A 23777-nucleotide genomic window follows, 5' to 3' on the forward strand; every position below is an offset into this window, starting at 1 on the left:
ATGATCGATGTGCTCATCGTCGGGGGCGGCGGGGCGGGACTGCGGGCGGCCATCGCGGTCGCCGAGACGGACCCGGCGCTCAAGGTGGCCGTGGTGTCGAAGGTCTATCCGATGCGCAGCCACACCGTCTCCGCCGAGGGCGGCGCCGCCGCCGTGATCGGCATCGGCGACACGCTCGACGAGCACTGCTACGACACGATCTCCGGCGGTGACTGGCTCTGCGACCAGGACGCGGTCGAGGCGTTCGTGGACGAGGCGCCCAGGGAGCTGATCCAGCTGGAGCACTGGGGCTGCCCCTGGAGCCGCGAGAGCGACGGCCGGGTGGCGGTCCGCCCGTTCGGCGGCATGAAGAAGATGCGCACCTGGTACGCCGCCGACAAGACCGGCTTCCACCTCCTGCACACGCTCTTCCAGACCACCCTGAAATATCAGGACATCATCAGGTACGACGAGTGGTTCGTCACCAAGCTCGTCGTCGACGACGGCCGCGTTCACGGCGTCGTGGCCGTCGAGATCAGGACCGGCCGGGTCGAGACCATCCCGGCCAGGACCGTCATCCTGGCCACCGGCGGCTGCGGCAAGGTCTTCCCCTTCACCACGAACGCCGCCATCAAGACCGGCGACGGCATGGCGCTGGCCTACCGCGAGGGGGCGCCGCTGAAGGACATGGAGTTCGTCCAGTACCACCCCACCGGCCTGCCGTTCACCGGCATCCTCATCACCGAGGCGGCCAGGGCGGAGGGCGGCTGGCTGATCAACAAGGACGGCTACCGCTACCTCCAGGACTACGACCTCGGCACCCCCACGCCGACCCCGAAGCTGCGCAGCATGGAGCTGGGGCCGCGCGACCGGCTCTCCCAGGCGTTCGTGCACGAGCAGCACAAGGGCCGCACGGTGGACACCCCGTACGGCCCGGTCGTCTACCTGGACCTGCGCCACCTCGGCGAGGGCAAGATCGACACCCGCATCCCGTTCGTGCGCGAGCTGTGCCGCAGCTACCAGAACCTCGACCCGGCCACCGACCTCATCCCGGTACGCCCGGTCGTGCACTACATGATGGGCGGCGTCCACACCGACATCGACGGCGCCACCCCGATCGCCGGGCTGTTCGCGGCCGGGGAGACGGCCTGCGTGAGCATCAACGGGGCCAACCGGCTCGGCTCCAACTCGCTGCCCGAGATCCTGGTGTTCGGGCGCCGGGCCGGGATCGCGGCCGCGGAGTTCGCCCGGTCGCACCGGCAGGCGGAGGCGGCGGCCGTACGCAGCCAGGGGGAGGACGAGCGGCGGCGGTTGGAGGGCGCGCGCGAGGGCAGCAGGAACGGTGAGCGGATCGCCGACCTGCGCGAGGAGATGCAGCACACGCTCGAAGGGGCGGCCGGCATCTACCGCACGGGGGACGTGCTGACCAAGGCCGTCGACACGCTCGCGGAGCTGCGCGAGCGCGCCGCGGAGGCCCGCGTCGAGGACACCAGCACCACCTTCAACACCGAACTGATCAACCTCCAGGAGCTGCACGCCATGCTGGAGATCGCGCAGACGATCGTGGCCTGCGCGCTGAACAGGCAGGAGTCGCGTGGCGCGCACCAGCGCACCGACTTCTCCGCCAGGGACGACGGCACGTACCTGGCGCACTCGCTGGTGCACCGCGCGCCCGACGGCACCCCGTCCGTCGGGCTGCTGCCCGTGACGATCACCCGCTGGCCTCCGGGAGAAAGGGTCTACGGCCGTGACTGAGCCCGACGCGGTGAGCGGAGTGGGGGGCGCCGCGAGGCGGGCCACCCGCGGAGCGAATGAGGAGGGTGAGGCAACCGATGGACACGGCTGACACCGAGGCGGCACGGCAGGGGGCGGGCACGCGCACCATCCGGATGGAGGTCTCCCGCTTCCGGCCGGGAGAGGACGCCGAGCCCGTCGTCCAGGGTTACGACGTGCCGCTCATGGCCGACTGGGCGGTGCTCGACGGGCTCAACTACATCAAGGACCAGCTCGACGGCAGCCTGTCCTACCGCTGGTCGTGCCGGATGGGCGTGTGCGGCTCGTGCGGCATGACGGTCAACGGCGAGCCCCGGCTGACCTGCGGCACCTTCCTCACCGAGTACGGCGACGGCCCGGTCAGGATCGAGCCGCTGAAGGGGTTCCCGGTCATCAGGGACCTGGTCGTGGACATCGACGACTTCCTGGCCAAGCTGTCGTCCGTGCGGCCCTGGCTGATCAGGGAGGGCGAGGAGCCGCCGCTGACCACCGAGTACGCCCAGACGCCCGAGCAGCTGGAGGCGTACAAGCAGTACAGCATGTGCATCAACTGCCTGCTGTGCTACTCGGCCTGCCCGGTGTACGTGCTCGACCCCGACTTCCTCGGCCCGGCCGCCATCGCGCTCGCCCAGCGCTACAACCTCGACTCGCGGGACATGGGCGACCGCTTCGACGTGCTCAACCTGGAGGATTCCGTGTGGGGGTGCACGTTCGTCGGGGAGTGCACGAGGGTGTGTCCCAAGCACGTGGACCCGGCCGAGGCCATCCAGCGTTACAAGCTGAGCGCCGCCCTGCGCTCGGTGCTGCCCTGGAGCAGGCGATGAAGGCGCGGCGCAGGGAGGAGGTCACCCCGAGCGCCGCCGTGCGCACGACCTCGGCCGCCTACCGGCCGCGGCGCGACAACCTGTGGTTCGCCCGGTCGCGCAACTACACCGTCTTCGTGCTGCGCGAGCTGACCAGCGTCTTCGTGGCCTGGTCGATCGTCTTCCTGCTGTTGCTCGTCGACGCGGTGCTCGGCGGGAGCCTGCCGGAGTTCGCGGCGCTGGCGGGCCGGCCCTGGATGATCGCGATCAACGTGGTGGCGCTGGCCGCGACGGCCTTCCACGCGCTCACGTTCCTGAACCTCGCCCCCAAGGCCACCGTGGTGCGCCTGGACGGCTACCGGCTGCCCGCGTGGATGATCCAGGGCGGCAATCACTCGTTGTGGCTGATGATCTCCGCGATCATCGCCTTCTTCGTCCTGCGGGGGTTCCGATGAGGCGCACGCCGGAGCCGTACCTGTGGCTGCTGTTCAGCGGCGGGGGAGTGGTGGCGGCGCTCGTGCTGCCGGTGCTCGTGCTGCTGTTCGGGGTGCTGATGCCGCTCGGGATCCTGGACTGGCCCACGGCCGAGCACCTGAGCGGGCTGCTGGACAACCTGCTCGTACGCCTGGCCCTGGTCGTGGTCGTCGTGCTGTGCCTCTTCCACGCCGCGCACCGGATCCGCTTCACCAGCGAGGAGCTGCTCGGCATCGGCAGATTCGACCTGCTCATAGCGCTGCTCTGTTACGGGGGAGCCATCGCGGGCGGAGTCTTCGCTGTGAGTTTGATGTTCTGATTGTCGTAGTTTGATCACATTTCAACAACGTACTTTACGATGGGTTGACCCACCCTCTAGCGTCCGGCATTGCACACCCTATGGCCATGCAGCCCGGCGATCCCGGGCAGAGAGGGTTCCTGGTGCCCAGCAGAAAGCGCCTGTTAGCAACGTTCCCGGCGGTCGCCCTCCTTGGCGCTGCCCTGTCCGTGCCCCCGGCTCAGGCGACCTCCGTCGCGAACTACGAGCCCGCGGCCTCGGACTTCTACATCAACTACGCTCCTCCGGCGGTCGAGAAGGACACGAAGGAGCCCACGCTCGCCGACCAGAAGTCGCGCTCGCTCACCCCCGCGCAGAAGTACGACCGGAAGTTCAGCAGTGGCAACCCGGCGGCCGGCCGCATTCTCGCCGCCCGCGAGGACCAGGCCATCAGGACCGGCCGCAACCCCGCTGAATGGATCTTCAAGAACTCCGAGCAGACCCGCACGGCCAAGCTCCTGACGGTCCTCGTCGAGTTCAACGAGCAGGCCAACGACGACTTCTCCGGCTTCAACCGGCTGCGCACGGTCAACAGCGCGTCCAACGACTGCGCGGTCGAGCCCCCGGGCACGCTCAAGAACGGCCCGCTGCACAACAACATCCCCGACCCGGCCACGCTGCCGCACAAGGACAACAACTCCTTCTGGGTCAAGGACTTCAGCACCGAGCACTTCAACAAGATGCTCTACACCGACAAGGGCATCACCGAGCGCGTGCGCCCGGACCTGAAGGACCCGCGCGACGGCAAGCCCGGCATCGACATCTCCGGCTTCACGATGAAGAAGATGTACGAGGAGATGTCGAAGGGCGCCTACTCGGTCACCGGCTCGGCGGTCGGCTGGATCAAGGTCCCGCACTCCGAGGCCTGGTACGGCGCGGCGGCCTGTGGCGGCGCGCCCCAGGACATGTCCGGCCACCCGGACAACCCGCTCGGCGCCCAGCAGCTGCCCATCGACACGGTCAACGCCCTGGCCCAGGCCCAGCCGGACTTCCCGTGGGCCGACTACGACGTCGAGGACACCTCCGACGCCGACGGTGACGGCAACCACGCCGAGCCCGACGGTGTGATCGACCACCTCGTGCTCGTGCACGCCGGCAAGGACAAGTCCTCCGACGGCGGCGCCGAGGGCACCTACGCCATCTGGGCGCACTCCAGCGCGGTCGCCGGCGGCTACAAGGTCCCCGGCACCGACAAGAAGATCTCCAACTACATCGTGCAGCCCGAGGACTCCGGCGTCGGCGTCTTCGCCCACGAGTACGGCCACGACCTCGGCCTGCCCGACCTGTACGACACCTCCGGCGCGGCCAGCTCCGCCGTCGACTTCTGGGACCTGATGTCCAGCGGCTCGCACTCGGGCCCGATCTTCCAGTCGATGCCGAGCCACATGGGCCTGTGGGACAAGTGGGTGCTCGGCTGGGCGAACCCGAAGACGTTCAACCCCGGCGACGCCTCCAGGCTCGTCACGGTCGGCCAGTCCTCGCGCACGCCCAAGCTCACCCAGGACGGCATCCGGGTGAACCTGGCATCCTCGCCGGTCCGGATGATCGACGTGCACAGCGGCGCCAACGCCTGGTGGAGCGGTCTCGACCAGGACTGGGCCAACCTCACGCTGACCCGCGACCTGCCCGTTCCCGCCGGGACCGATCTCAAGCTGTGGATGTGGAACAACTACGAGATCGAGCAGGACTGGGACTTCGGCTTCGTCGAGGTCTCGACCGACGGCGGCGAGACGTGGGCCCAGCAGAAGGTCTACGACGAGGCCGGCAACGAGGTCAGCACGCCTGACGACTACCCGGACCCGTACAAGAACCTCAAGACCTTCGGCAACAAGAAGTACGGCCTCACCGGTGACACCGGCGGCGCCTGGCGGCACGACTACGTGAACCTGACGCCGTTCGCCGGGCAGACGATCAAGCTGCGCCTGGCCTACAACACCGACGCGGCCTACCAGATGCGCGGCTGGCACGTGGACGACTTCGAGCTCACCAACGGCGGCGCCGCCGTGTGGAGCGACGACGTCGAGAGCGACACCGGGTGGAAGCCCGTCGGCGGCACGTTCACCAACACCAGCGGCCAGGGCTGGACCCGCAACAACGGCGAGCGCGAGATCTCCCGCTTCTACCTGGCCGAGTGGCGGAACTTCGACGGCTTCGACAAGGGCCTGCAGTACACCTATGACACCGACTACCTCCGTGAGGGAGCGTGGAAGGTGCAGAAGATGAAGTACAACGCGCCGGGCCTGCTGGTGTGGTACCGCGACTCGACGTACATCAACAACAACGTCGCCGACACCCTCAGGCAGCCGCCGAGCCTCGGCCCCAAGGGCAGCCTGCTGGTCGTGGACTCCCACTTCGAGCCGCTGCGCCGGACCGGCACCGCGGCCGAGAAGGACACGACGCTGCAGAAGAACCTGCCGGGGCGCGCGCAGACCTCCAACGCCGCGTTCGGGTTCGGCAAGACGTACCCGTTCAAGGAGTGCCTGGAGGCGGCGGACGAGCCGTACAGCGAGTACTGCACGGACTTCCCCGCGCAGAAGGGCGTGTCCACCTTCACGGACGCGAAGACCTGGTACCCGGGCATCGAGCAGATCGACGGCGGCCTCTACTTCCGGGACGGCGACGCCTCGGTGGTCGTGCCGTCCAAGGGCGACCAGACCTACTCGACCCGCGTGGTGCACCAGGACGGCACTCCGGCCACGGAGCTGTACGGCCAGGTGGCCGCCGGCTCGGTGCTCGGCACCGGCAACCCCGGTGACGAGGGCAAGGCGCTGGGCGTGCAGTTCAAGCTGGTGAGCCCGCTGCCGGGCAACCTGGGCGCCATCGTCCAGGTGGTTCCGCCGAAGAAGTGAATCAAGGGCCGCCGGGGCACCCCCCGGCGGCTCTACGATTGGTGACCATGAGCGAATTGCGCACCAAAGACGAGCACACCGAGGCGATCCGGAGGGATCGCCGGGTGGCGGTGGTGGTGAACACTCGCTCGCGCCGCGGTCGCCGCCACTATTTCGAGGTGATCGAGCAGATCCACAACCTCGGGTTCGAGCCGCTGGCCGAGCTGTCGGTCTACAACCCCAAGAGGCTGCGCGAACTGCTCGACACAGCCCTGGCCACCGATCCCGACCTGCTCATCGTCGGCGGTGGCGACGGCACGCTCTCCTCGGCCGTGCGCCACGTCGCCCACCGCGACGTGGCGCTCGGCGTGCTGCCGCTCGGCACCACCAACAACTTCGCCCGAAGCCTGGGCCTCCCGCTCGACCTGGCGGGCGCGATCAGGGTGTTCGCCACGGGCAAGGTGGCCGACATCGACCTCGGCATGGCCGACGACCGGCCGTTCGCCAACCTGGCCAGCTTCGGCGTCTCCGTCGAGGTGGCGGGCAAGGTCAAGCCCTGGCTCAAGCGGGTCGTGGGGCGCCCCGCCTACCCGCTGACGGCGCTGACGATCCTGCCCAACCACCGGCCGTTCCGTGCGTACATCACGGTGGAGGGGCAGCGTCACGAGCTGCTCACCCACCAGCTCAACATCGCCAACGGCCGCTTCCACGGCGGCTGGCAGGTGGCCAGGGACATCAGCATCGACAACGGCATGCTGGTGGCCTACCAGCTCGGCTCGGGCAAGAAGCTGCGCCTGCTCGGGGAGACCCTGATCAGGGCGACGACCGGCCGCTGGCGCAGCATGGCCGGCGGGCCGTTCGTGGTGGGCCGGGAGATGCTGCTGGAGACCGACCCGCCGATGGCCGCCGACGTGGACGGCGAGGTGCGGCTACGCACCCCGATCAGGCTCCGCGTGGTCCCGAACGGGGTGCGCGTCATGGTGCCCGCCGCCTTCGAGGACCGCTGAGCCGGCCCCCTCACGCCCAGGAGAATCCCATTGCTCCTGCCCCTTCTCTCGCTTGAACACGCACAGTAGTCACTCCGTCGCGAGGTGTTCAGGGGCGGGGAAAGTGCGGCGGGGGCGTGCGTCAGGCGTCCGCCAGCCCCCGGTACGCCGGGGTGAGCGGGTGTGCCAGGTCGCCGGGCGGCGGGAAGACCCGCAGGAGCAGGTCGGGCGCGACGGCCGAGGGCCGGCGTTCGGGGCGGTGCGCCGTGGCGCCGGGGGCGTAGAAGTCGGCCAGGCGGTCCGCGAACGGCACGTCCGCCACCGCCAGCGGATCGGCGGCCGGTTCGTCGGCGAGCGAGCCGAGCAGCTGCTCCCGGGTGCGCCCGCGCCAGGCCAGCACCAGGAACGGGTCGTCGTCGAACGACTCGGCCAGCAGGTAGAGCACGGCCGACAGGTGCTTGCAGGGGAACCCCCAGTCGGGGCACGAGCAGTCCATGTCCAGGTCGCGCGGGAACAGGTCGATGCCCATCGCGGCGAACAGCTCCTCGATCTCCGGCGGCATCTCGCCCGCCAGGAGCTTGGCCCGGTAGACCGCCTGCGCCGCGATCGACTCCTCGATGGCGGTCCAGCGGGCCTCGTCGTACGCCTCGATCCGGACCGCGATCGTGTACGGCCGCGGCCGCGAGCCCTGCACGGCGGCCCTGACCTCGCCGGCGGACAGGTCGATGGACAGGACCTGGCCCTGGCGGGCGTAGGCCCGGCCGCGCGCGAGGCGGCCCTTGTCGCAGACGCGCTCCAGGATGTCGATGAAGCGGCGTGACCACCAGGTGGAGCCGATGCTGCCGCGCCGCGTGCGGGCCTTGAGGCCGCCCTCGACCTTGATCGGCCTGCCGCCGTCGTACCAGCCGGGCATGCTCAGCCCACCCCCTCGGCCGTCAGTCTGAACACCTCGCGCAGCTCCTCGGTGGACAGGTCGGTCAGCCAGTCCTCGCCCGTGCCCACGACCCGCTCGGCCAGCGCCTTCTTGCGCTCGATCATCTGGTCCACGCGCTCTTCGAGGGTGCCGGCGCAGATGAGCTTGCGCACCTGCACGTTCTTGCGCTGGCCGATCCGGAACGCGCGGTCGGTGGCCTGGTCCTCGACGGCCGGGTTCCACCAGCGGTCCACGTGGATGACGTGGTTGGCGGCCGTCAGGTTGAGCCCGACGCCGGCGGCCTTGAGCGAGAGCACGAACAGCGTCGGCTCGGGATCGTTCTGGAACCGGTCGACCAGGCGGTCGCGGGTCTTCTTCGGCAGCCCGCCGTGCAGCCAGAGGACCGGGCGGTCGAGGCGCTGGGCGAGGTACGGCTGGAGCATCGTCCCGAACTCGGCGTATTGCGTGAAGAGCAGTGCCTTCTCGCCCTCCGCCAGGATCTCTTCGGACAGCTGCTCCAGCCGGGCGAGCTTGCCGGACCGGCCCGCCAGGCGGGAGCCGTCCTTGAGCAGGTGGGCGGGGTGGTTGCAGACCTGCTTGAGCCGGGCCATGGCCGACAGCACCAGGCCGCGCCGCTCGATGCCCTCACTGCTGTCGATCTTGGCCAGCATGTCGTCCACGACGGCCTGGTAGAGCGTGGCCTGCTCGGTCGTGAGCGGGCACCACTCCTTGACCTCCAGCTTCTCCGGCAGGTCCGAGATGATCGACTTGTCGGTCTTGAGGCGGCGCAGGATGAACGGGCCCGTCGCCCGCCTGAGCGCCTGGGCCGCCTGCTCGTCCTGGCGGGCCTCGATCGGCTCCTGGAAGCGGGTCCTGAACCGCGAACGCGGCCCCAGCATCCCCGGGTTGGCGAACTCCATGATCGACCAGAGCTCGGCCAGGTGGTTCTCCACCGGGGTGCCCGTCAGCGCGAGCCTGGTGCCCGTGGGGATCGATCGGACGGCCTGGGCCTGCAACGTGCCGCTGTTCTTGATCGCCTGGGCCTCGTCGCACACGACCCTGCGCCACTCGAAGCCCTTGAGCGTCTCCAGGTCGCGCTGGGCGGTGCCGTACGTGGTGATCACCAGGTCGGCGCGCTCGATCTCCGCGGGGTCGCGGCCGGCGCCGTGGTGCACGTACACCCGCAGCCCCGGCGCGAACCTGGCCGCCTCCCGCTGCCAGTTGCCGACCAGCGACATCGGGCACACCAGCAGCGTCGGGGCGCCGGCCCGCTCGTGGACGAGCAGCGCCAGCGTGGTGATCGTCTTGCCCAGCCCCATGTCGTCGGCGAGCACCCCGCCCAGGCCCAGCTCCGACAGGAAGCTCAGCCACGCCAGGCCGCGCTCCTGGTACGGCCTGAGCGTGGCGTCCAGGCCCGGCGGCGTGGCCAGCGGGGCCAGCCGCCGCTCGGCCTGCCCGGACAGCAGGTCGCCGAGCACGCCGTCGGCGTCGATCTCCAGCAGCGGCAGCTCGTCGTCGTCGCTCCGCACGACCTGGCGCAGGATGTCGGCGGCGCTCGCCTCGCCCGTACGGCCGCCCTCCACGGCCCTCAGCGCGGCCTTGAGCTGCCGGTCGTCCAGCTCCACCCACTGGCCGCGCACCCTGACCAGCGGCACCTTGAGCCGGGCCAGCTCGGCCAGCTCCGCCTCGCTGATCGTCTCCTCGCCCACCGCCAGGTCCACCCGGAAGTCGACCAGCTCCCGCATCCCGAAGCCCTGGCTCGCGGCCGCCGTCTGCGCCTTGGTCCTGGTGGTCAGCTTCAGCCCCAGCCGGGTGCGGCCCGCCCAGCGCGGCAGCTGCACCCCGAACCCGGCCGCCTGCAGCAGCGGCGCGGCCTGCCGCAGGAACCCGAACGCGCCCGCCGTGTCCAGCGCCAGCTCCCTCGGCTCGGGGACGCGCAGGGCGTGGTCCAGCTCGGGATACAGCCTGACCGCGCGCCCGAGCCCCGCCAGCAGCTCCCGCTCCGGCCGGCCCGGCAGCCCCGTCACCTGCCCGCCGCGCCAGATCGCCTCCGCCGGCACGTAGAGGCTGGGGTCGTCGGCGGCCTGCAGCGCCAGCTCGACCCGCCAGTCGTCGGTGTCGGTGGGCTCCAGCAGGCGGAAGCACACGCGCGTCGCGCCCTCGGACGCCGCCACCGCGTCGTGCCACTTCTCCAGCTCCTTGCGCAGCTCGGGCACGTCGGGGCAGGCCGGGGCGGGTCCGGTGAGCGCGGCCAGCCAGCGCTCCTGGAGGGTCCGGGGCGGCCGGGCGATCAGCGGCTCGGTGAGCGTCCGGCGGACGAGGGCGTCGGCGAACGCCTCCAGCGCCGCGCGCAGGACCTCGGCGGACGGGCGCTCGGTGCGGGAGGTGCGGCAGGCGGGCGGCATGGCCAGGGCCAGCTCGCGGAAGTACGCCGCGTCGGCCCCGGTGAGGACCGGCCGCCACAGGGCGCGGGCGTCGTCCTGGGGGACCGCCCACATCGCCATGGAGTCGGCGGGGGCGTCCCGGGGATCGGTGGCGATCAGTTGCGGGAGGACGCGGCCGCGGCGTACGAGATCGTGGGCGAAGGCGGCGACGGCGGCCCAGTGGCGCACGGTGGCGGTGGTAGTGGTGGCGGCGTGCTCGTCCAGCACCCGGAGCGCCTGCGCGGCGGGCGGGACGACGGCGGGCACCTGCCACGGGCGCAGCCGCGGGCGGGCCACCTCCGCCAGCCGGCCGGTCTCCGGCGACGGCAGCGGCTCCTTCGCCGAGCCGGGCAGCAGCAGCTCGAGCGAGGTGACCGACGAGGGGTCGAGGTCGAGCGCGGTGGCCAGGGCGGGCGCGGGGACGGCGAAGGGATGGGGGCGCGGCGCGGCGGCGCTTTGGCGCGGGCGCCCGCCGAGGTCCGGAACGGGGTCGGTGCCCTCCGCCCAGAAGGCGAGCCCGTCCGCCGCCCAAACCCCGTGTACCAGCACCCCGGCAGGCTACCTCCACCAGCGGAAGATCGGGTCCGGGCCGGATCCGGCGGGGCCGGATTAGGATCTTGGCATGAGGTTTTCGGGGGCCGAGGACAGGTGGCGGCAGGGGCTGGGCACGTTGCGGGACGTCGTACGCCAGACGCTCGTCACCCGGCAGCTCGCCGAGCACCTCCCCGCCACTCCCTGCCGTATCCTCGACGTGGGCTCCGGCCAGGGCACGCAGGCGCTCAGGATGGCCGCCAGGGGTCATCACGTCACCGCGCTCGACGCCTCCGGCGACCTGCTCGGCCTCCTGGAGACCGGGATCCAGCCGGGCATGCGGGTCAGGACCGTCCGGGCCGAGGCCGAGCGGCTGGGGGAGCTCTTCGAGCCGGGCGGGTTCGACGCGGTGCTGTGCCACGGCGTGCTGATGTACTTCGACGACCCCGATCCGTTCCTCGCCGACCTGGCCCGGATGCTCGCCCCCGGCGGCCTGCTGTCGTTGCTCGTGCGCAACGGCGACGCGCTGGCCATGCGGCCGGGGCTGCTGGGCGACTGGGAGGGGGCGCTGCGGGCGTTCGGCGGGACGGATTACGTCAACCGGCTCGGTGTGCCGGCCCGGGCCGACCGGCTCGGCGAGCTGGCGGGGCGGCTGGCCGTACACGGGCTGGAGGTGCGTCAGTGGTACGGCGTGCGCGTGTTCAGCGACACCTTCCCCGACGACGCGCCCATCCCGGAGAACCTCGACGACCTGCTGGCGGCCGAGGAGCGGGCCGGCCGGACCGATCCCTACCGCGGGGTCTCCGCCCTGATTCACCTCATCTGCTCGGCGTCTTGAAGGCAACGGAGTAGAATAAAAGTATGAATCCTCCCGGATCGTGGTGTGAGCGGCCCAAGCCGCAGGCTCCCTCGTGCGAGCTCCCGTCCCCGTGGAGCAAGCCGAAGAAGCCCGACAACTGGTGCGAGGTCCAGAAGGATCCCGTGCTGTCCGTCCTGGGATTCCTGTTCAAGGCCGCCAAGCGTTAGGTCCGCTACGCCCCATTACTTGGTGGTAGAAGGCCATTTGTTTGGGTAGTCGCCTTCCTCAGCGGAGGAGGCGAACGTTGTGAACGACACCCACAAGCTGGTCAACGATCTCTCCGAGCAGGTCTCCAGGCTCGTCAAGGACGAGTTCCGCCTGGCCAGGATGGAGCTCGCGGAGAAGGGCAAGCGCGCGGGACTCGGCGCGGGCCTGTTCGGCGCGGCGGGAACGGCCGCGTTCTTCGGCGGTGCGGCCCTCGTGGCCGCCGTCATCATGCTCCTTGCTCTGGTCCTGCCCGGATGGGCGGCCGCCGCGATCGTCGCGGGCGTGCTGTTCATCGCTGCCGCGCTCCTCGGCCTCATCGGAAAGAACGAGGTGAAACGAGCGGCGCCGATGGTCCCATCGGAGGCCATCGCGAGCGTCAAGGCCGATATCGACATGGTCAGGGAGAGGGCACGGCGATGAGCGAGACGGACCCCGGACACAGCGAGCAGCACGCCGGTGATGTCGGCGCCCGCAGAGCGACCGTGGGCACCCCGACGGAGCGCGAGTCCATCAACGTCCCCCCGACCAGACCAGGCGCGGCAGAGAACGCGCGCCGGGCCGAAGCGGCCCGGCAGGAACACGAGACGTTCATCCCCGAGACCCCCATTCCGGATGAACGGTCCGAGGCGGCCGAGAATCTGCGGACCGAAGAGGAATCACTGAGAGGGGCGCGCGGGACGGACGACGAGGAGGAAGAGGACGACGTGCGCAAAGATATCCAGGAGACCCGAAGAGAGATGGGCGAGACCGTCAGCGCGCTGGCCGAGAAGGCCGACGTGAAGGGCAGGGCCGAGCACGCGGCGGAGGTCGCCAAGGATCGGGCCGCCGACGCGGCGGAGGCCGTGCGGGACAAGGCCTCGGAGGTGGCGAGCAAGGTCCGCGAGGGCACGCCCGACCAGGTCAAGGACGCGGCGGCGGAGGCCAGGAAGCGTCCCGTCCTGCTGATCGCGGTCGTCGGCGCGGTGACGGCCTTCGTGGTGCGCCGCGTCCTGCGGCGCCGGCGCACCCACAAGTAGGCACGAACGCGACAGGACGTGTCCCCCCGAGACGTCCCCGACCGGCCCGCCCAGGACGACCCCCGTCCCGGGCGGGCCGGTCGCGCCGTGCCCGACCGGGACGTGCCCGACCGTGACGTGCCCGACCGTGACGTGCCTGGGGGGCCGGGGGAGTTGCCGCGGCGGGCGTGGTGGCGGGTGGTGCGGCGGACGGTCGCCGAGTTCCGCGACGACCGCGTGCAGGACCTGGCCGCGGCGCTGACCTACTACGCCGTGCTGTCCGTCTTCCCGGCGCTGATCGTGCTGGTGTCGCTGTTCCGCCTGCTGGGCAGGAACGACGCGGCCGCGGTGGTCGGCGAGCTCATGGAGGTGGCGCCCGCCGACGTGCGCACCGTCATCACGCAGGGCGTGCGGGCGGTCGAGGGCAGCGACGCCACGGCGGGTCTCGTGGCGGCGGCCGGGCTGCTGGTCGCCCTGTGGTCGGCCTCCGGCTACATCGCCGCCTTCATCAGGGCCGGCAACGCGATCTACGACATCGAGGAGGGCCGCCCGTTCTGGAAGGTGACTCCGCTCAGGATCGGCCTGACGCTGCTGACCACCGTGCTCCTCGCAGCCGGCGCGATCGCCGTGACGCTGACCGGCGATCTGGCCGGTGCCGTGGGCGGCGCGCTGGGCATGACCGACACGGCGGTGACGGCCTGGAACGTGCTCAAGTGGCCGGCCCTCGCCCTCGTCGCCGCCGGACTGATCATGGTCCTGTACTGGGCGGCGCCCAACGTACGCCAGCCCGGCATGCGCTGGATCACCCCCGGGAGCCTGCTCGCGGTGGCGCTCTGGGTGATCGTCTCCGGCGGTTTCGCCCTGTACGCCTCCCGCTTCGCCTCCTACGACAAGACCTACGGCACGCTGGCGGCCGTCGTGGTGTTCCTGATCTGGTTGTGGCTGTCGAACATGGCGCTGCTGTTCGGCGCCGAACTGGACGCCGAGCTGATCAGGGAGCGCAGGATCGCGGCCGCGGGGCAGCCGGCCGGGCGGGAGCCGTACGCGGTGCCACGGGACCCGCCGAAGGCCGATAACCTGCCGGAGTGATGCGTCGAACGGCCGCCGCGGCCCTGCTCGCCCTGCTGGTGGCCGGGTGCGGCGGTGGGTCGGCGGTGAGCGACTACGGCAAGGTGGTCAAGGGCGCCAAGGGCGCGACCGTGCCGGTGGAGGTGCGCCCGGGGCAGCGGTTCTCGCTGGCCGTCCCCGACAACCCGTCGGTGGGCGACAACTGGGACCTGGTGGAGGTGCCGGACGCGAAGGTGGCCTCGTTCATCAGCGAGGAGAGCGAGCGCGACGGCGACGCCCCCGGGTCCGGCGGCACCGCCTACTTCGTCTTCAACGGCAAGCGGCCGGGCACGACCGAGATCAGGCTGCGCAACTGCTGGCGCTGCGGCCAGGACAAGACGCCGTCCACCGAGGAGAGCAGGCAGCAGTCCGGCGAAGCGATCTTCACCGTCACCGTCGCCGGGCCGGCCCGTTAGGGTGCAGATCATGGACTTCATCCGGGTGCGCGCCGCGGCCGACGGCGCGGAGACGATCTCCTACTGGACCGGCGACGTCTACGGCTGGCAGGACGACGACGGGCCGCACCACCTGTTCGGGTTCGAGGGGCTCAACGTGGCCAGGGCGGTCGAGAGCGACGGCGGCTGGCAGTTGCTGACCCGCGAGGCTGCCCTCTACCTCGACCCCCGCGGCAGGCAGGTGCTCGACTCCTGGGACAACCCGTTCACCGGGCGCACGGTCGAGGTCCGCCACGTCTTCAACGATCCGGTCAACCAGCGGCTGGGGGCCTACCCGGTGCCGGAGACGCGGCTCGGCGGCCAGGTCGTCTACAACGTGGACGTCCGGCTGGCCTACCCGTCGCCGCTCAAGGTCGCCGACTATCCCGACAACTCGGCGAGCGACACCTACCGGGCGCTTGAGCTGTTCCAGTTCTTCGTCTCGGCGCGCGACCTGGAGTCGGGCGTGCCCGACGTGCCGTGCGCGTTCTCCTGGTGCCGGGTCTCGCCGTGGCTGCCGTGGATGGCGATGGCGCAGCGCGGGGGCGGGCTGGTCTACCACTGCCGGGGCGCCAAGGTGGCCGAGGTGCCCGAGCGGCTGCGGGAGCGGGTGGGCGAGCACTTCCTGCACGCGCCCGCCGAGTGGTCGGCGCCCAACATGACCAGCTGGACGGCGTTCGCGGGGCAGGTAGGGTCGGGCGGTGAGCACTGACCTGTTCTGCGAGATCATCGCCGGCGAGCGGCCCGCCCACGTGGTGAGCTCCGACGAGGTGGCGGTCTCCTTCCTCGACACCCGGCCGGTCTTCAAGGGCCACGTGCTGGTGGTGCCGCGCGCCCACGTCGAGACGCTCTCCGACCTCGGCGACGTCGGGCCGTTCTTCGAGCGCGTGCAGGCCATGGCGCGCGCGGTGGAGGCGGGGCTCGAGGCCGGCGGCACGTTCGTGGCCATGAACAACCGCGTCAGTCAGAGCGTGGCCCACCTGCACGTGCACGTGGTGCCGCGCAACAAGAAGGACGGGCTGCGCGGCTTCTTCTGGCCGCGCACCACGTACGACTCCGCCGAGGAGGCCGAGTCGTACGCCGGCCTCATCGCCAAGGCCCTCTGACCCGCCCCCGGCCTCCCTCCCCGAAGGACGGCACCGGAGTGCGGCGGGAGAGGGGTGGCGTGGCGGGGCGTGGGAGCGGCTAGGCTCTGGCCGCGTGGAATACCTGGTCGGCGTCGCCGTCGTCGCGGTGCTCGTCGGCGTGCCCTCGATCGTGCTGTGGCGGGTCATGCGGGGCCGGCGGGAGCTGGGCACGAGCCCGGCCGAGCGGGCCACGTTCGAGACCCTGCACACCGCCTCCCTGGCCGGGCCGCCGCTGCGGGCCGGGCTGACGGCCGACGGCGCCGAGCGCGCCTCGCGGCACCTGCGCGCCCTGCTCAACTCCGACGCCCTGGCCATCACCGACGGGGAGCGGCTGCTGGTCTACGACGGCGACGGCGACGACCACCACGCCGACCAGGCGTTCGAGCACGCGGCGGCCACCCTGAAGGACGGCCGCACGCAGGTCCTGACCATCGCGTGCGACCTGCTGGAGTGCCCGATCAGGCACGCCGTGGTCGTGCCGCTGACCACCGACGACCGCGTGGTCGGGACGCTGGCCGCCTACGGGCAGAACGCCTCCGCCGGCCTGGTCAGGGCCGCGCAGGAGGTGGCCGGGTGGGTGGACTCGCAGCTGGAGCTGGCCGAGCTGGACCGCTCGCGCACGCTGCTCATGGAGGCCGAGGTGCGCGCCCTGCGCGCGCAGATCTCCCCGCACTTCATCTACAACTCGCTCACCACGATCGCCTCGTTCGTCCGCACCGACCCGGAGCGGGCCAGGGAGCTGCTGCTGGAGTTCGCCGACTTCACCCGCTACTCCTTCCGCAGGCACGGCGAGTTCACCACGCTGGCCGAGGAGCTGCGCTCGATCGACCGCTACCTGATCCTGGAGCGGGCCAGGTTCGGCGACCAGTTGCAGGTGACGCTGCGCATCGCGCCGGAGGTGCTGCCGGTCGCCGTGCCGTTCCTGTGCCTGCAGCCGCTGGTCGAGAACGCCGTACGCCACGGCCTGGAGAGCAAGGACGGCGTCGGCCGCATCACGATCATCGCCGAGGACGCCGGTGCCGAGTGCCGCATCAGCGTCGAGGACGACGGGCTCGGCATGGACCCCGACCGGCTGCGCCGCATCCTCGCAGGTGAGATCACTCCTGCGGGCGGCGTCGGGCTGGCGAACGTGGACGAGCGGCTGCGCCAGGTGTACGGCGACGAGTACGGTCTCGTGGTCGAGACGGCCAGCGGAGCGGGCACCAAGGTCAACGTCAGATTGCCGAAATATCACCCAGGCGTCTCCGCCCGTTGACCTCGATCTTTGTTGTCGGTTTTATCACTGTCTATGGCACAACTCCGGGTCCTCGCGGTCGACGACGAGCTACCCGCCCTCGAAGACCTGTCGTACCTGCTGCGCGCCGACCCCCGCATCGGTGAGGTGGCCACCGCCAGGGACGGCGCCGCGGCGCTGCGCCTGCTCGACCGGGCCATCGCCGACGGCCGGCCGATCGACGCCGTGTTCCTGGACATCAGGATGCGCGGGCTCGACGGCGTGGTGCTCGGACGCCTCCTGTCGCAGTTCGCGAACCCGCCCAGGGTGGTGTTCGTGACCGCGTACGAGGAGCACGCGGTGGACGCGTTCGAGATCAAGGCGGAGGACTACCTGCTCAAACCCGTCCGGCCCGAGCGGCTGGCGGAGGCGATCAGGCGGGTGGCGGTCTCGGCCGACGTGCCGGTGGAGGGCGGGGAGAGCGACACGATCCCGGTCGAGCTGGGCGGCGTGACCCGGTTCGTGTCCAGCGCCGACGTCATCTACGTGGAGGCGCACGGCGACTACGCGCGGCTGCACACGGCCGCGGGCAGCCACCTCGTCCGGATCCCGCTGGCCACCCTGGAGGAGCGGTGGGCCTCGGCCGGGTTCCTCCGCGTGCACCGCAGCCACCTGGTGGCCGTCAAGCACATCGAGGAGCTGCACATCGACTCCGGCAAGTGCACCGTACGCGTCGGCGCCACCGAGCTCCCGGTCAGCCGCCGGCACACCCGCGAGCTGCGCGACCTGCTGGTGCGGCGGGCCAGGAAGGGCAGGCCCGAATGAGCTCCGAGCCGCGCCCGCCGCGCCGGACGCCCCCGCCGCGTACCGATCCGCCCCGCCGGACGCCGCCGCCCCCGGCCCGCCGGTCCTCCGACGGGCCCCGCCGCGTCGCCGTCACCAGCCCGCGCACGGCCGCCGCCCGGCGCCCCCGCTACCCCGCCACCCGCGAGATCGACGAGCAGACCCGGCTCGGCGAGGTCTACATGCACTCGCTGCTGCGCACCCAGTTCCGGCTGGCACTGTTCGTCTGCACGGTGCTGGCCTGCGTGGTCTGCGGGCTGCCGCTGCTGTTCCTGCTCATCCCGGAGCTGCGCGAGGTGCACCTGCTGGGCGTGCCGCTCCCGTGGGCGGTGCTGGCCGGGCTCATCTACCCGGCCTTCGTCATCGGCGCCTGGCTCTACGTCCGGCAGGCCGAGCGCAACGAGCGCCACTTCGCCGAGCTGGTCGAGCGCCGATGAGCCTGGCCGCCGTGCTGGTCGTCGTGGTGGCGGCCGTGCTCATCGGGGCGTTCGGGATCAGGGTCTCGCGGACCACCTCCGACTTCTACGTCGCCTCCCGCACGGTCAGCCCGCTGTGGAACGCCTCGGCGATCGGCGGCGAGTACCTGTCGGCGGCCTCGTTCCTCGGGATCGCCGGGCTCATCCTGTCCTTCGGCGTGGACATGCTCTGGCTGCCGGTCGGCTGGACCGGGGGATACCTGGTGCTGCTCGTGCTGGTGTCGGCGCCGCTGCGGCGGTCGGGGGCGTACACGCTGCCCGACTTCGCCGAGGCCAGGCTCGAGTCGATGACCGTGCGCCGCACCGCGAGCGTGCTCGTCGTGCTGATCGGCTGGCTCTACCTCATGCCGCAGTTCCAGAGCGCGGGGCTGGTGCTGCGCACGATCACCGGCGCGCCCGTGTGGGTGGGCGGGCTGCTGGTCGCGGTCGTCGTGGCGGTGAACGTGCTGTCGGGCGGCATGCGGTCGATCACGTTCGTGCAGGCGTTCCAGTACTGGCTCAAGCTGACCGCGCTGGCGGTGCCGCTGGTGTTCCTGCTGATGGCCTGGAAGGCCGACGGCGCGCCCGGCGTGAGCGCGGCGGACGCGGCCGTCTGGCAGGTGCCGCTGGCCGGGGCCAAGGAGTACGGGCTGTACTCGACGTACTCGCTGATCCTGGCCACGTTCCTGGGCACCATGGGGCTGCCGCACGTCCTGGTGCGGTTCTACACCAACCCGGACGGGCGGGCCGCGCGCCGTACGACGCTGGTGGTGCTGTCGCTGCTCGGGGCGTTCTACCTGCTGCCCGCCGTGTACGGCTGGCTCGGCCGCATGTACGCCCTCGACCTCGTACGCACGGACACGGTCGTGCTGACGCTGCCCTCCCGCATGATCGGCGGCACGCTGGGCGACGTGCTGACCGCGCTGGTCACCGCGGGCGCGTTCGCGGCGTTCCTGTCCACCTCCTCCGGGCTGACCGTGTCCGTGGCCGGGGTGATCGCGCAGGACCTGCTCAAGGGCGGGGTGAGCTCGTTCAGGATCGCCACGCTGATGGCGGTGGCGGTGCCGCTGGCCCTGGCGCTGTGGGCGCGGGCGCTGCCGGTGGCGGACGTGGTGGGGCTGGCCTTCGCGGTGGCGGCCTCGTCGTTCTGCCCGCTGCTCGTCCTGGGCATCTGGTGGCGGCGCCTGTCGACGACGGGGGCGCTGGCGGGGCTGTTCGTCGGGGGCGGCCTGGCCTGCGCCGCCGTCCTGGCGACGATCGTCGGGGGCCCGCAGGCGGGCCTGACCGGAGCCCTGCTCGCGCAGCCGGCGGCGTGGACGGTGCCGATCGCGTTCGTGGTGATGGTGGCCGTGTCGTTCCTGACCCCGCACCGGGTCCCCCCGGGGACGGCCAGGACCATGGTCCGGCTGCACACCCCGGAGGATCTCGACCTCGACCGCGGCGACTGGCGCCCCCGCTCGTCCTGACCCCGGAGATCCGGCGGTCGCGCTGACGTCGAGCGTCACGGAGGGTACCGTTATGGCGACCGTGGGGTTATCATAGAACGCGCATTCGATAAATCGAACGAGGGAGGTGCTGGTCGTGGCGCATGCGGTCCCTACACTGGACATCGTGCCGGTCTCTGCGTCTCTTCGCGGCCCTGCGGCCGCCGTCGCCTATCTGCTGGCGACCGCTCGAGCCAGCGGCATGCGCATCAACCGCACCAAGCTTGCCAAGCTCCTCTATCTCGCCGATCTGGATGCCGTTGCGAACGGGCTTTCTCCCGGCTCCGGCGTCGAATGGCGATGGCGTCACGACGGCCCGCACAGTCTTCGTCTGGCGGAGGTCGAAAGGGACCTGTCGGAGGCCGGCGTCGTCCAGGTCGAGGAGAGCGCCGATCCCTTCGCCGGACATCGCGAATGCGCAGTCCACTTGATCGACGCGCCGCAGGTGGTCATCGACCCGGAGTTCGCCGAGATCATCGACGTCGTTCTGGCCGAATACGGCCGATGGTCAGCGGGCCAGCTACGCGAGTTCACCTACCAGACGCCTCCCATGCAAGAGGCGATGAAGCAGGACCGGCATGAGGCACGGCTCGATCTGGCCGGCGGGCCCCCGCTGCCCGATCTCGGTTCCGGCCTGGCGCGCTTGCGTGTCTGGGCCGCACGCAATCCCTTGCCCGATGACGAGCCCGGCGGAGTCGACGATCTGGTCGAGGAGAGCCGGCAACTCGCCGAGCACCGGGCCGACGCGACCCGGCAGCTATTGGGGGAATAGATGCCGGGTCCTTATGTGTCCGGCGGCGTCTATCTCGTCGGTGACAAGGAAGTGCGCCTCATTCCGGAAGAAGAGCGCGTGGTCCACGACGAGCGCCGTCCGGTGGTCGTGGTCACGGGCGGGGGCACCAACAGCGATACCAGTTGGCCCTTCGTCCTCGCCTGCCCGATCTCCGGGTCCACGTCGCGACGCACCCGATTCGACGTTCACTTGGCCAGAGGGCAAGGTGGCGTCGTGAAGAAGTGCTGGATCCGGGTCCCTGCGGTTCAACCACTCCTGAAGACGGCGCTGGAGGACCGGACGGGCACTCTCGACGAGGACCTCCTCACCCAGGTGCAGGGGCGTCTCGCCCAATACCTCGGCCTGCTGGGCTGAGGGGGAGGGCGGCGGGGCCGGAACGTCCTAGGGCAGATAGGCCTTTTTGACCTTGGCCCGCTCCAGGGTGTGGACGTCGTCGCAGTCGTGGCAGTAGCCGGTGACCGTGCCGGGGCCGATCTCCAGGCCGTCCATGTAGTGCTCGCGCCGCTGCCACACCACCACGATCGGCTCGCCGGTAACGGTGGCCTCCAGCAGGGTCTCCTCGGCCGAGCCGGGTGCGGGCCGGCCCGCCGCGGCGCCGCTGAGCAGCGCTCTGGCCGCGGCCTCGGCGTCGAACTCCGGATCGTCGTGGCCCTCCACCGGCAGGCGCCGCCGCTGCTTGCGTTCCGCCTTGATCGTCCCGTCCGCCGCCAGGCCGACGGGGGCGTGGCCCGCCTGGCGCAGCAGGCGCAGCGTCTCGTCGGGAGGCAGCGTGCCGAGCGCGACCGTCGGCGCGATCTGGCGTAAGCCCGCCTTGCGCAGCGCCTTCGCGCCGCACAGCTCGGTGATGACCGCGGGGTCCGTGGCGATCACGACGGAGGGGGCGGAGCTGACCCGGATGGCGCCGTGCTTGCGGGCCGTGTCGGTGACGAGGTAGCGCAGCGGCTGGGGGAGCTTCTTGGCAGAGAAGCGGGTCAGGCCGTCGAGCAGCGTGTCGGCGCTCGTGCCCGCGTCCAGCGCCCTGCGCACGGTCCGCTCGGAGAAGCGCCACACGCTCGCCCGGTCGCGCGACTCCAGGTCGGCGCAGGCGTTCAGGAACGCCGCCAGGTCGGGGGACGGGAGACCGGGCACGATGGCGGTCAGGTCGTTCTGGAGGGTCACGGTCGTGGCGGGCGCGGGGAAGCGCTCGGTCACGTCGCCGGAGTCAAGGACGGCCCGGCCGAGTGCCGTGAGCGCCCCATCGGCGAGGATCCCGAGCCACTCGCCCTCGCGCAGGGCCGCCGCGACGAACTCGTCGGCCGCGCGGGCGGCCTCCGCGACCGCCCGCGTGCGCCAGACCACCGCCGCCTTCAGCCCGGCGGCGTCCGTGCCCGCGCCCGGGGGCAGGGTGCGCAGCGTCTCCAGGACCGCCCGCCGGATCCGCCCCGCCTCGCACTGGAACTCGTACGGCGGCGGCAACGGATCAAGATGCTCCTCGCAGCACCCCACGACCCGGTGCGTGGCCGCCTGCGGCAGCTCCAGCCAGGCCTTCGCCAGCACCCGCCACCTGTCACCGGTGGAGCGCGCCGTCCAGTCGTCCACGAGCGTGGTGCTGACCAGCCGCTCGCCCAGCTCCGAGGCGACCAGGTCGGCGCCGAAGGCGACGTCCAGGAACAGCACGGCCTGCTGCTCCGGCAGGCCGAGCGCCTTGGCCAGCCGTCTGACCTCGCGGACGCCCACGCCGCCCGCCTTCAGCTCGGCGATCGGCTCCGTCCCCGCCAGCTCCGCCAGGGCCTCGACGCGGTCCACCGCGACCAGCGCGGCGCTCACGCCGTCGGCCTCGGCGCGCCGCTCGCCCGGGACGTCGGGCTGCCCGGTCAGCTCCGGCTTCCAGCCGTCGCCGCGCAGGGCGAGCGCGATCTCGCTGGGCAGCTCGTACTGCCAGCCGTCGCGGATCACGAACCCGGCGTCGACCAGGCGTTGCACGGGATGCGCGCGGGATATGGAGCCGTAGTAGATCTGCTCGGCCTCCAGCACCGGCGCCCCGGACGCCATGGACTCCAGCAGCGTGGCGGCCTGGCGCGGCAGCCGGGCCGCCCGGGCCCGCACGGCGGCGCTGTCCCGCAGCAGCTCCTCGGCCTGCGTGACCAGATCGGCCTTGCGGCCCGCGGGCTGCCCGCCGAACGCCTTGACCATCGTCTTCAGCGTCTCGGCGGTGACCTTCTTCTCGAACGCCCGCAACGGCCTGCCCAGCCCGAACGGATGCGCCCACAGGCCGGGGCGGTGCCGGGAGCGCACGGTCGCGCCGTCGAGCTCGACCAGGCCGTGCCCGGCCAGCAGGTCCAGCACCTCACCGAGCCGGCCACGGGGGTCGCGCACCATGCCGGCCAGCCCGTCGCGGGTGACCTCGCCGCCGGCCGCCTGGATGGCCTGGCTGACGGTGTGGCAGTCGGAGTCGAGGTCGAGCAGGACGGGGATCGCCAGCTCGGGACGGGCCAGCAGGCGTTCGAGCATGTCGAGTGAGGGCGCTCCGGCCAGCTCGGGCCTGTTGCGAAGGAGATGGGTGAGGTCGGCGGCGGGAAGAGGCACGGATCGACTTTAGTGCGATGTCCGCCACTTCCGGGTACGGAAGGCTCTTACCGGAGCGTGACGCCTTGGTGCCGATGCGTACGCGTCGTCCTAGGCCATCACCCGCTCGTACGCCGCCACCAGCTCCGCCATCGCCAGCACCGCCCCCTCCGGATCCTTGGCGGCGTCGTCCCACCGCCGGAGGGCGACCGCGTCGGCCGACCACTCGTGGGCCTCGAAGGCGGCGGCCTCCTCCGCTGACATCGGCCCGCCCTGGACGCGCAGCGAGCGCACCGAGACCGGGCTCAGCGTGTCGTGGTAGGCCGGGTCCACGGCCACCAGGTAGCGCTTGGCGGCCACGTGCTGCTCGATCGCCCAGGCCGAGCGTTCCGTGAGGTGGTCGCGGGCGAAGGCGGCGCCGGCCTGCTCGTGCGGCAGGCCCCGGTGCCGCGCGGCCACCTGGCGGGCGCGGCCGACGTCGTGGAAGGCGGCGGCGAGGACCAGCTCGTCGTCGGCGCCGGCGGCCATCGCGTGGGCGGCCGCCTGGAGGGCGTGGGTGCGCTGGTCGACGGCCTCGCCACCGTACGGGAGGCCGGCGAGGCCCTCGAAGAGGTCGTGAAGTTCATCCCTGGAAAGCATGATTTGTCCTCTCTTAGGGGTACGCATCAT

Annotated in this window: 24 protein-coding genes; 20 read left to right on the top strand and 4 right to left on the bottom strand. The window is 71.5% G+C overall.

Going from position 1 to position 23777, the window contains the following annotated elements; genetic code table 11:
• The 6 genes from frdA to ACBJ59_RS08300 all read left to right on the top strand — a co-directional run bounded on the left by frdA (position 1) and on the right by ACBJ59_RS08300 (position 7201).
• Positions 1-1734 carry a fumarate reductase (quinol) flavoprotein subunit gene (gene frdA / locus ACBJ59_RS08275; protein ID WP_375109560.1) on the top strand — a complete coding sequence of 578 codons (1734 nt, stop codon included), beginning with the start codon at positions 1-3 and terminating at the stop codon, positions 1732-1734.
• A 77-nt stretch (positions 1735-1811) separates the two neighbouring features.
• Positions 1812-2576, top strand: coding sequence for a succinate dehydrogenase iron-sulfur subunit (sdhB, locus tag ACBJ59_RS08280; protein WP_375109561.1), 765 nt, complete (start codon positions 1812-1814; stop codon positions 2574-2576).
• On the top strand, positions 2573-3010 hold the full coding sequence (locus ACBJ59_RS08285; RefSeq protein WP_375109562.1) for a hypothetical protein: 438 nt from the start codon (positions 2573-2575) through the stop codon (positions 3008-3010). Before sdhB ends, ACBJ59_RS08285 begins: the two co-directional genes overlap by 4 nt.
• Entirely contained in the window at positions 3007-3348 is a 342-nt protein-coding gene (gene frdD / locus ACBJ59_RS08290) for a fumarate reductase subunit FrdD (protein ID WP_375109563.1), read from the top strand. The genes ACBJ59_RS08285 and frdD overlap by 4 nt, the downstream gene beginning before the upstream one ends.
• A gap of 122 nt (positions 3349-3470) precedes the next feature.
• On the top strand, positions 3471-6215 hold the full coding sequence (locus ACBJ59_RS08295) for an immune inhibitor A domain-containing protein (RefSeq protein WP_375109564.1): 2745 nt from the start codon (positions 3471-3473) through the stop codon (positions 6213-6215).
• Positions 6216-6262: 47 nt separating this feature from the next.
• Positions 6263-7201, top strand: coding sequence for a diacylglycerol kinase family protein (locus ACBJ59_RS08300; RefSeq protein WP_364117640.1), 939 nt, complete (start codon positions 6263-6265; stop codon positions 7199-7201).
• 121 nt (positions 7202-7322) lie between these two features.
• Here ACBJ59_RS08300 and ACBJ59_RS08305 read toward each other — a convergent pair whose 3' ends face one another.
• The gene (locus ACBJ59_RS08305) at positions 7323-8093 is read right to left on the bottom strand and encodes an SWIM zinc finger family protein (protein ID WP_375109565.1); all 771 of its coding nucleotides are present in this window, start codon (positions 8091-8093) and stop codon (positions 7323-7325) included.
• Between the two features lie 2 nt (positions 8094-8095).
• Positions 8096-11065, bottom strand: coding sequence for an SNF2-related protein (locus ACBJ59_RS08310; protein ID WP_375109566.1), 2970 nt, complete (start codon positions 11063-11065; stop codon positions 8096-8098).
• Between the two features lie 73 nt (positions 11066-11138).
• Here ACBJ59_RS08310 and ACBJ59_RS08315 point away from each other — a divergent pair, with 73 nt between their 5' ends.
• The 14 genes from ACBJ59_RS08315 (at position 11139) to ACBJ59_RS08380 (ending at position 20918) form a co-directional block, all read left to right on the top strand.
• Positions 11139-11885: a methyltransferase domain-containing protein gene (locus ACBJ59_RS08315; RefSeq protein ID WP_375109567.1), complete on the top strand. Its 747-nt coding sequence runs from the start codon at positions 11139-11141 to the stop codon at positions 11883-11885.
• 23 nt (positions 11886-11908) lie between these two features.
• Positions 11909-12073 (top strand): hypothetical protein, encoded by a 165-nt coding sequence (locus tag ACBJ59_RS08320; protein WP_364117648.1) that lies wholly within the window; start codon positions 11909-11911, stop codon positions 12071-12073.
• Positions 12074-12152: 79 nt separating this feature from the next.
• On the top strand, positions 12153-12533 hold the full coding sequence (locus tag ACBJ59_RS08325) for a phage holin family protein (protein WP_375109568.1): 381 nt from the start codon (positions 12153-12155) through the stop codon (positions 12531-12533).
• Entirely contained in the window at positions 12530-13129 is a 600-nt protein-coding gene (locus tag ACBJ59_RS08330; protein WP_375109569.1) for a DUF3618 domain-containing protein, read from the top strand. The genes ACBJ59_RS08325 and ACBJ59_RS08330 overlap by 4 nt, the downstream gene beginning before the upstream one ends.
• Positions 13130-13147: 18 nt before the next feature.
• Positions 13148-14197 carry a YihY/virulence factor BrkB family protein gene (locus ACBJ59_RS08335; protein ID WP_375109570.1) on the top strand — a complete coding sequence of 350 codons (1050 nt, stop codon included), beginning with the start codon at positions 13148-13150 and terminating at the stop codon, positions 14195-14197.
• Positions 14197-14631, top strand: coding sequence for a protease inhibitor I42 family protein (locus ACBJ59_RS08340; protein WP_375110209.1), 435 nt, complete (start codon positions 14197-14199; stop codon positions 14629-14631). Before ACBJ59_RS08335 ends, ACBJ59_RS08340 begins: the two co-directional genes overlap by 1 nt.
• Before the next feature lie 10 nt (positions 14632-14641).
• Positions 14642-15361, top strand: coding sequence for a DUF1838 family protein (locus tag ACBJ59_RS08345; RefSeq protein WP_375109571.1), 720 nt, complete (start codon positions 14642-14644; stop codon positions 15359-15361).
• Complete coding sequence (locus ACBJ59_RS08350) at positions 15351-15755, top strand: HIT family protein (RefSeq protein WP_364117658.1); 405 nt, start codon at positions 15351-15353, stop codon at positions 15753-15755. Before ACBJ59_RS08345 ends, ACBJ59_RS08350 begins: the two co-directional genes overlap by 11 nt.
• 94 nt (positions 15756-15849) lie before the next feature.
• Positions 15850-17031 carry a sensor histidine kinase gene (locus ACBJ59_RS08355; protein WP_375109572.1) on the top strand — a complete coding sequence of 394 codons (1182 nt, stop codon included), beginning with the start codon at positions 15850-15852 and terminating at the stop codon, positions 17029-17031.
• Between the two features lie 33 nt (positions 17032-17064).
• Positions 17065-17814: a LytR/AlgR family response regulator transcription factor gene (locus ACBJ59_RS08360; protein WP_375109573.1), complete on the top strand. Its 750-nt coding sequence runs from the start codon at positions 17065-17067 to the stop codon at positions 17812-17814.
• Positions 17811-18269 (top strand): hypothetical protein, encoded by a 459-nt coding sequence (locus ACBJ59_RS08365; protein ID WP_375109574.1) that lies wholly within the window; start codon positions 17811-17813, stop codon positions 18267-18269. Before ACBJ59_RS08360 ends, ACBJ59_RS08365 begins: the two co-directional genes overlap by 4 nt.
• Entirely contained in the window at positions 18266-19753 is a 1488-nt protein-coding gene (locus tag ACBJ59_RS08370) for a cation acetate symporter (protein WP_375109575.1), read from the top strand. Before ACBJ59_RS08365 ends, ACBJ59_RS08370 begins: the two co-directional genes overlap by 4 nt.
• 145 nt (positions 19754-19898) lie before the next feature.
• Positions 19899-20543 (top strand): type II toxin-antitoxin system antitoxin SocA domain-containing protein, encoded by a 645-nt coding sequence (locus ACBJ59_RS08375; protein ID WP_375109576.1) that lies wholly within the window; start codon positions 19899-19901, stop codon positions 20541-20543.
• Between the two features lie 15 nt (positions 20544-20558).
• Positions 20559-20918, top strand: coding sequence for a type II toxin-antitoxin system PemK/MazF family toxin (locus tag ACBJ59_RS08380; RefSeq protein ID WP_375109577.1), 360 nt, complete (start codon positions 20559-20561; stop codon positions 20916-20918).
• Between the two features lie 27 nt (positions 20919-20945).
• Here the strand turns inward: ACBJ59_RS08380 and ACBJ59_RS08385 are convergent, their stop codons facing one another.
• Positions 20946-23129: a helicase-associated domain-containing protein gene (locus ACBJ59_RS08385; RefSeq protein ID WP_375109578.1), complete on the bottom strand. Its 2184-nt coding sequence runs from the start codon at positions 23127-23129 to the stop codon at positions 20946-20948.
• 90 nt (positions 23130-23219) lie between these two features.
• Positions 23220-23747: a hypothetical protein gene (locus ACBJ59_RS08390; protein ID WP_375109579.1), complete on the bottom strand. Its 528-nt coding sequence runs from the start codon at positions 23745-23747 to the stop codon at positions 23220-23222.
• Positions 23748-23777: the final 30 nt, after the last annotated feature.

The organism is Nonomuraea sp. MTCD27 (assembly GCF_041950495.1).
In the GTDB taxonomy this organism is placed as follows: domain Bacteria; phylum Actinomycetota; class Actinomycetes; order Streptosporangiales; family Streptosporangiaceae; genus Nonomuraea.

Excerpts from the sequence above, each read along its gene's own strand:
- frdA (WP_375109560.1), top strand. The coding sequence starts at position 1 with ATGATCGATGTGCTCATCGTCGGGGGCGGCGGGGCGGGACTGCGGGCG.
- sdhB (WP_375109561.1), top strand. The coding sequence starts at position 1,812 with ATGGACACGGCTGACACCGAGGCGGCACGGCAGGGGGCGGGCACGCGC.
- ACBJ59_RS08285 (WP_375109562.1), top strand. The coding sequence starts at position 2,573 with ATGAAGGCGCGGCGCAGGGAGGAGGTCACCCCGAGCGCCGCCGTGCGC.
- frdD (WP_375109563.1), top strand. The coding sequence starts at position 3,007 with ATGAGGCGCACGCCGGAGCCGTACCTGTGGCTGCTGTTCAGCGGCGGG.
- ACBJ59_RS08300 (WP_364117640.1), top strand. The coding sequence starts at position 6,263 with ATGAGCGAATTGCGCACCAAAGACGAGCACACCGAGGCGATCCGGAGG.
- ACBJ59_RS08305 (WP_375109565.1), bottom strand. The coding sequence starts at position 8,093 with ATGCCCGGCTGGTACGACGGCGGCAGGCCGATCAAGGTCGAGGGCGGC.
- ACBJ59_RS08315 (WP_375109567.1), top strand. The coding sequence starts at position 11,139 with ATGAGGTTTTCGGGGGCCGAGGACAGGTGGCGGCAGGGGCTGGGCACG.
- ACBJ59_RS08320 (WP_364117648.1), top strand. The coding sequence starts at position 11,909 with ATGAATCCTCCCGGATCGTGGTGTGAGCGGCCCAAGCCGCAGGCTCCC.
- ACBJ59_RS08330 (WP_375109569.1), top strand. The coding sequence starts at position 12,530 with ATGAGCGAGACGGACCCCGGACACAGCGAGCAGCACGCCGGTGATGTC.
- ACBJ59_RS08340 (WP_375110209.1), top strand. The coding sequence starts at position 14,197 with ATGCGTCGAACGGCCGCCGCGGCCCTGCTCGCCCTGCTGGTGGCCGGG.
- ACBJ59_RS08345 (WP_375109571.1), top strand. The coding sequence starts at position 14,642 with ATGGACTTCATCCGGGTGCGCGCCGCGGCCGACGGCGCGGAGACGATC.
- ACBJ59_RS08360 (WP_375109573.1), top strand. The coding sequence starts at position 17,065 with ATGGCACAACTCCGGGTCCTCGCGGTCGACGACGAGCTACCCGCCCTC.
- ACBJ59_RS08365 (WP_375109574.1), top strand. The coding sequence starts at position 17,811 with ATGAGCTCCGAGCCGCGCCCGCCGCGCCGGACGCCCCCGCCGCGTACC.
- ACBJ59_RS08370 (WP_375109575.1), top strand. The coding sequence starts at position 18,266 with ATGAGCCTGGCCGCCGTGCTGGTCGTCGTGGTGGCGGCCGTGCTCATC.
- ACBJ59_RS08390 (WP_375109579.1), bottom strand. The coding sequence starts at position 23,747 with ATGCTTTCCAGGGATGAACTTCACGACCTCTTCGAGGGCCTCGCCGGC.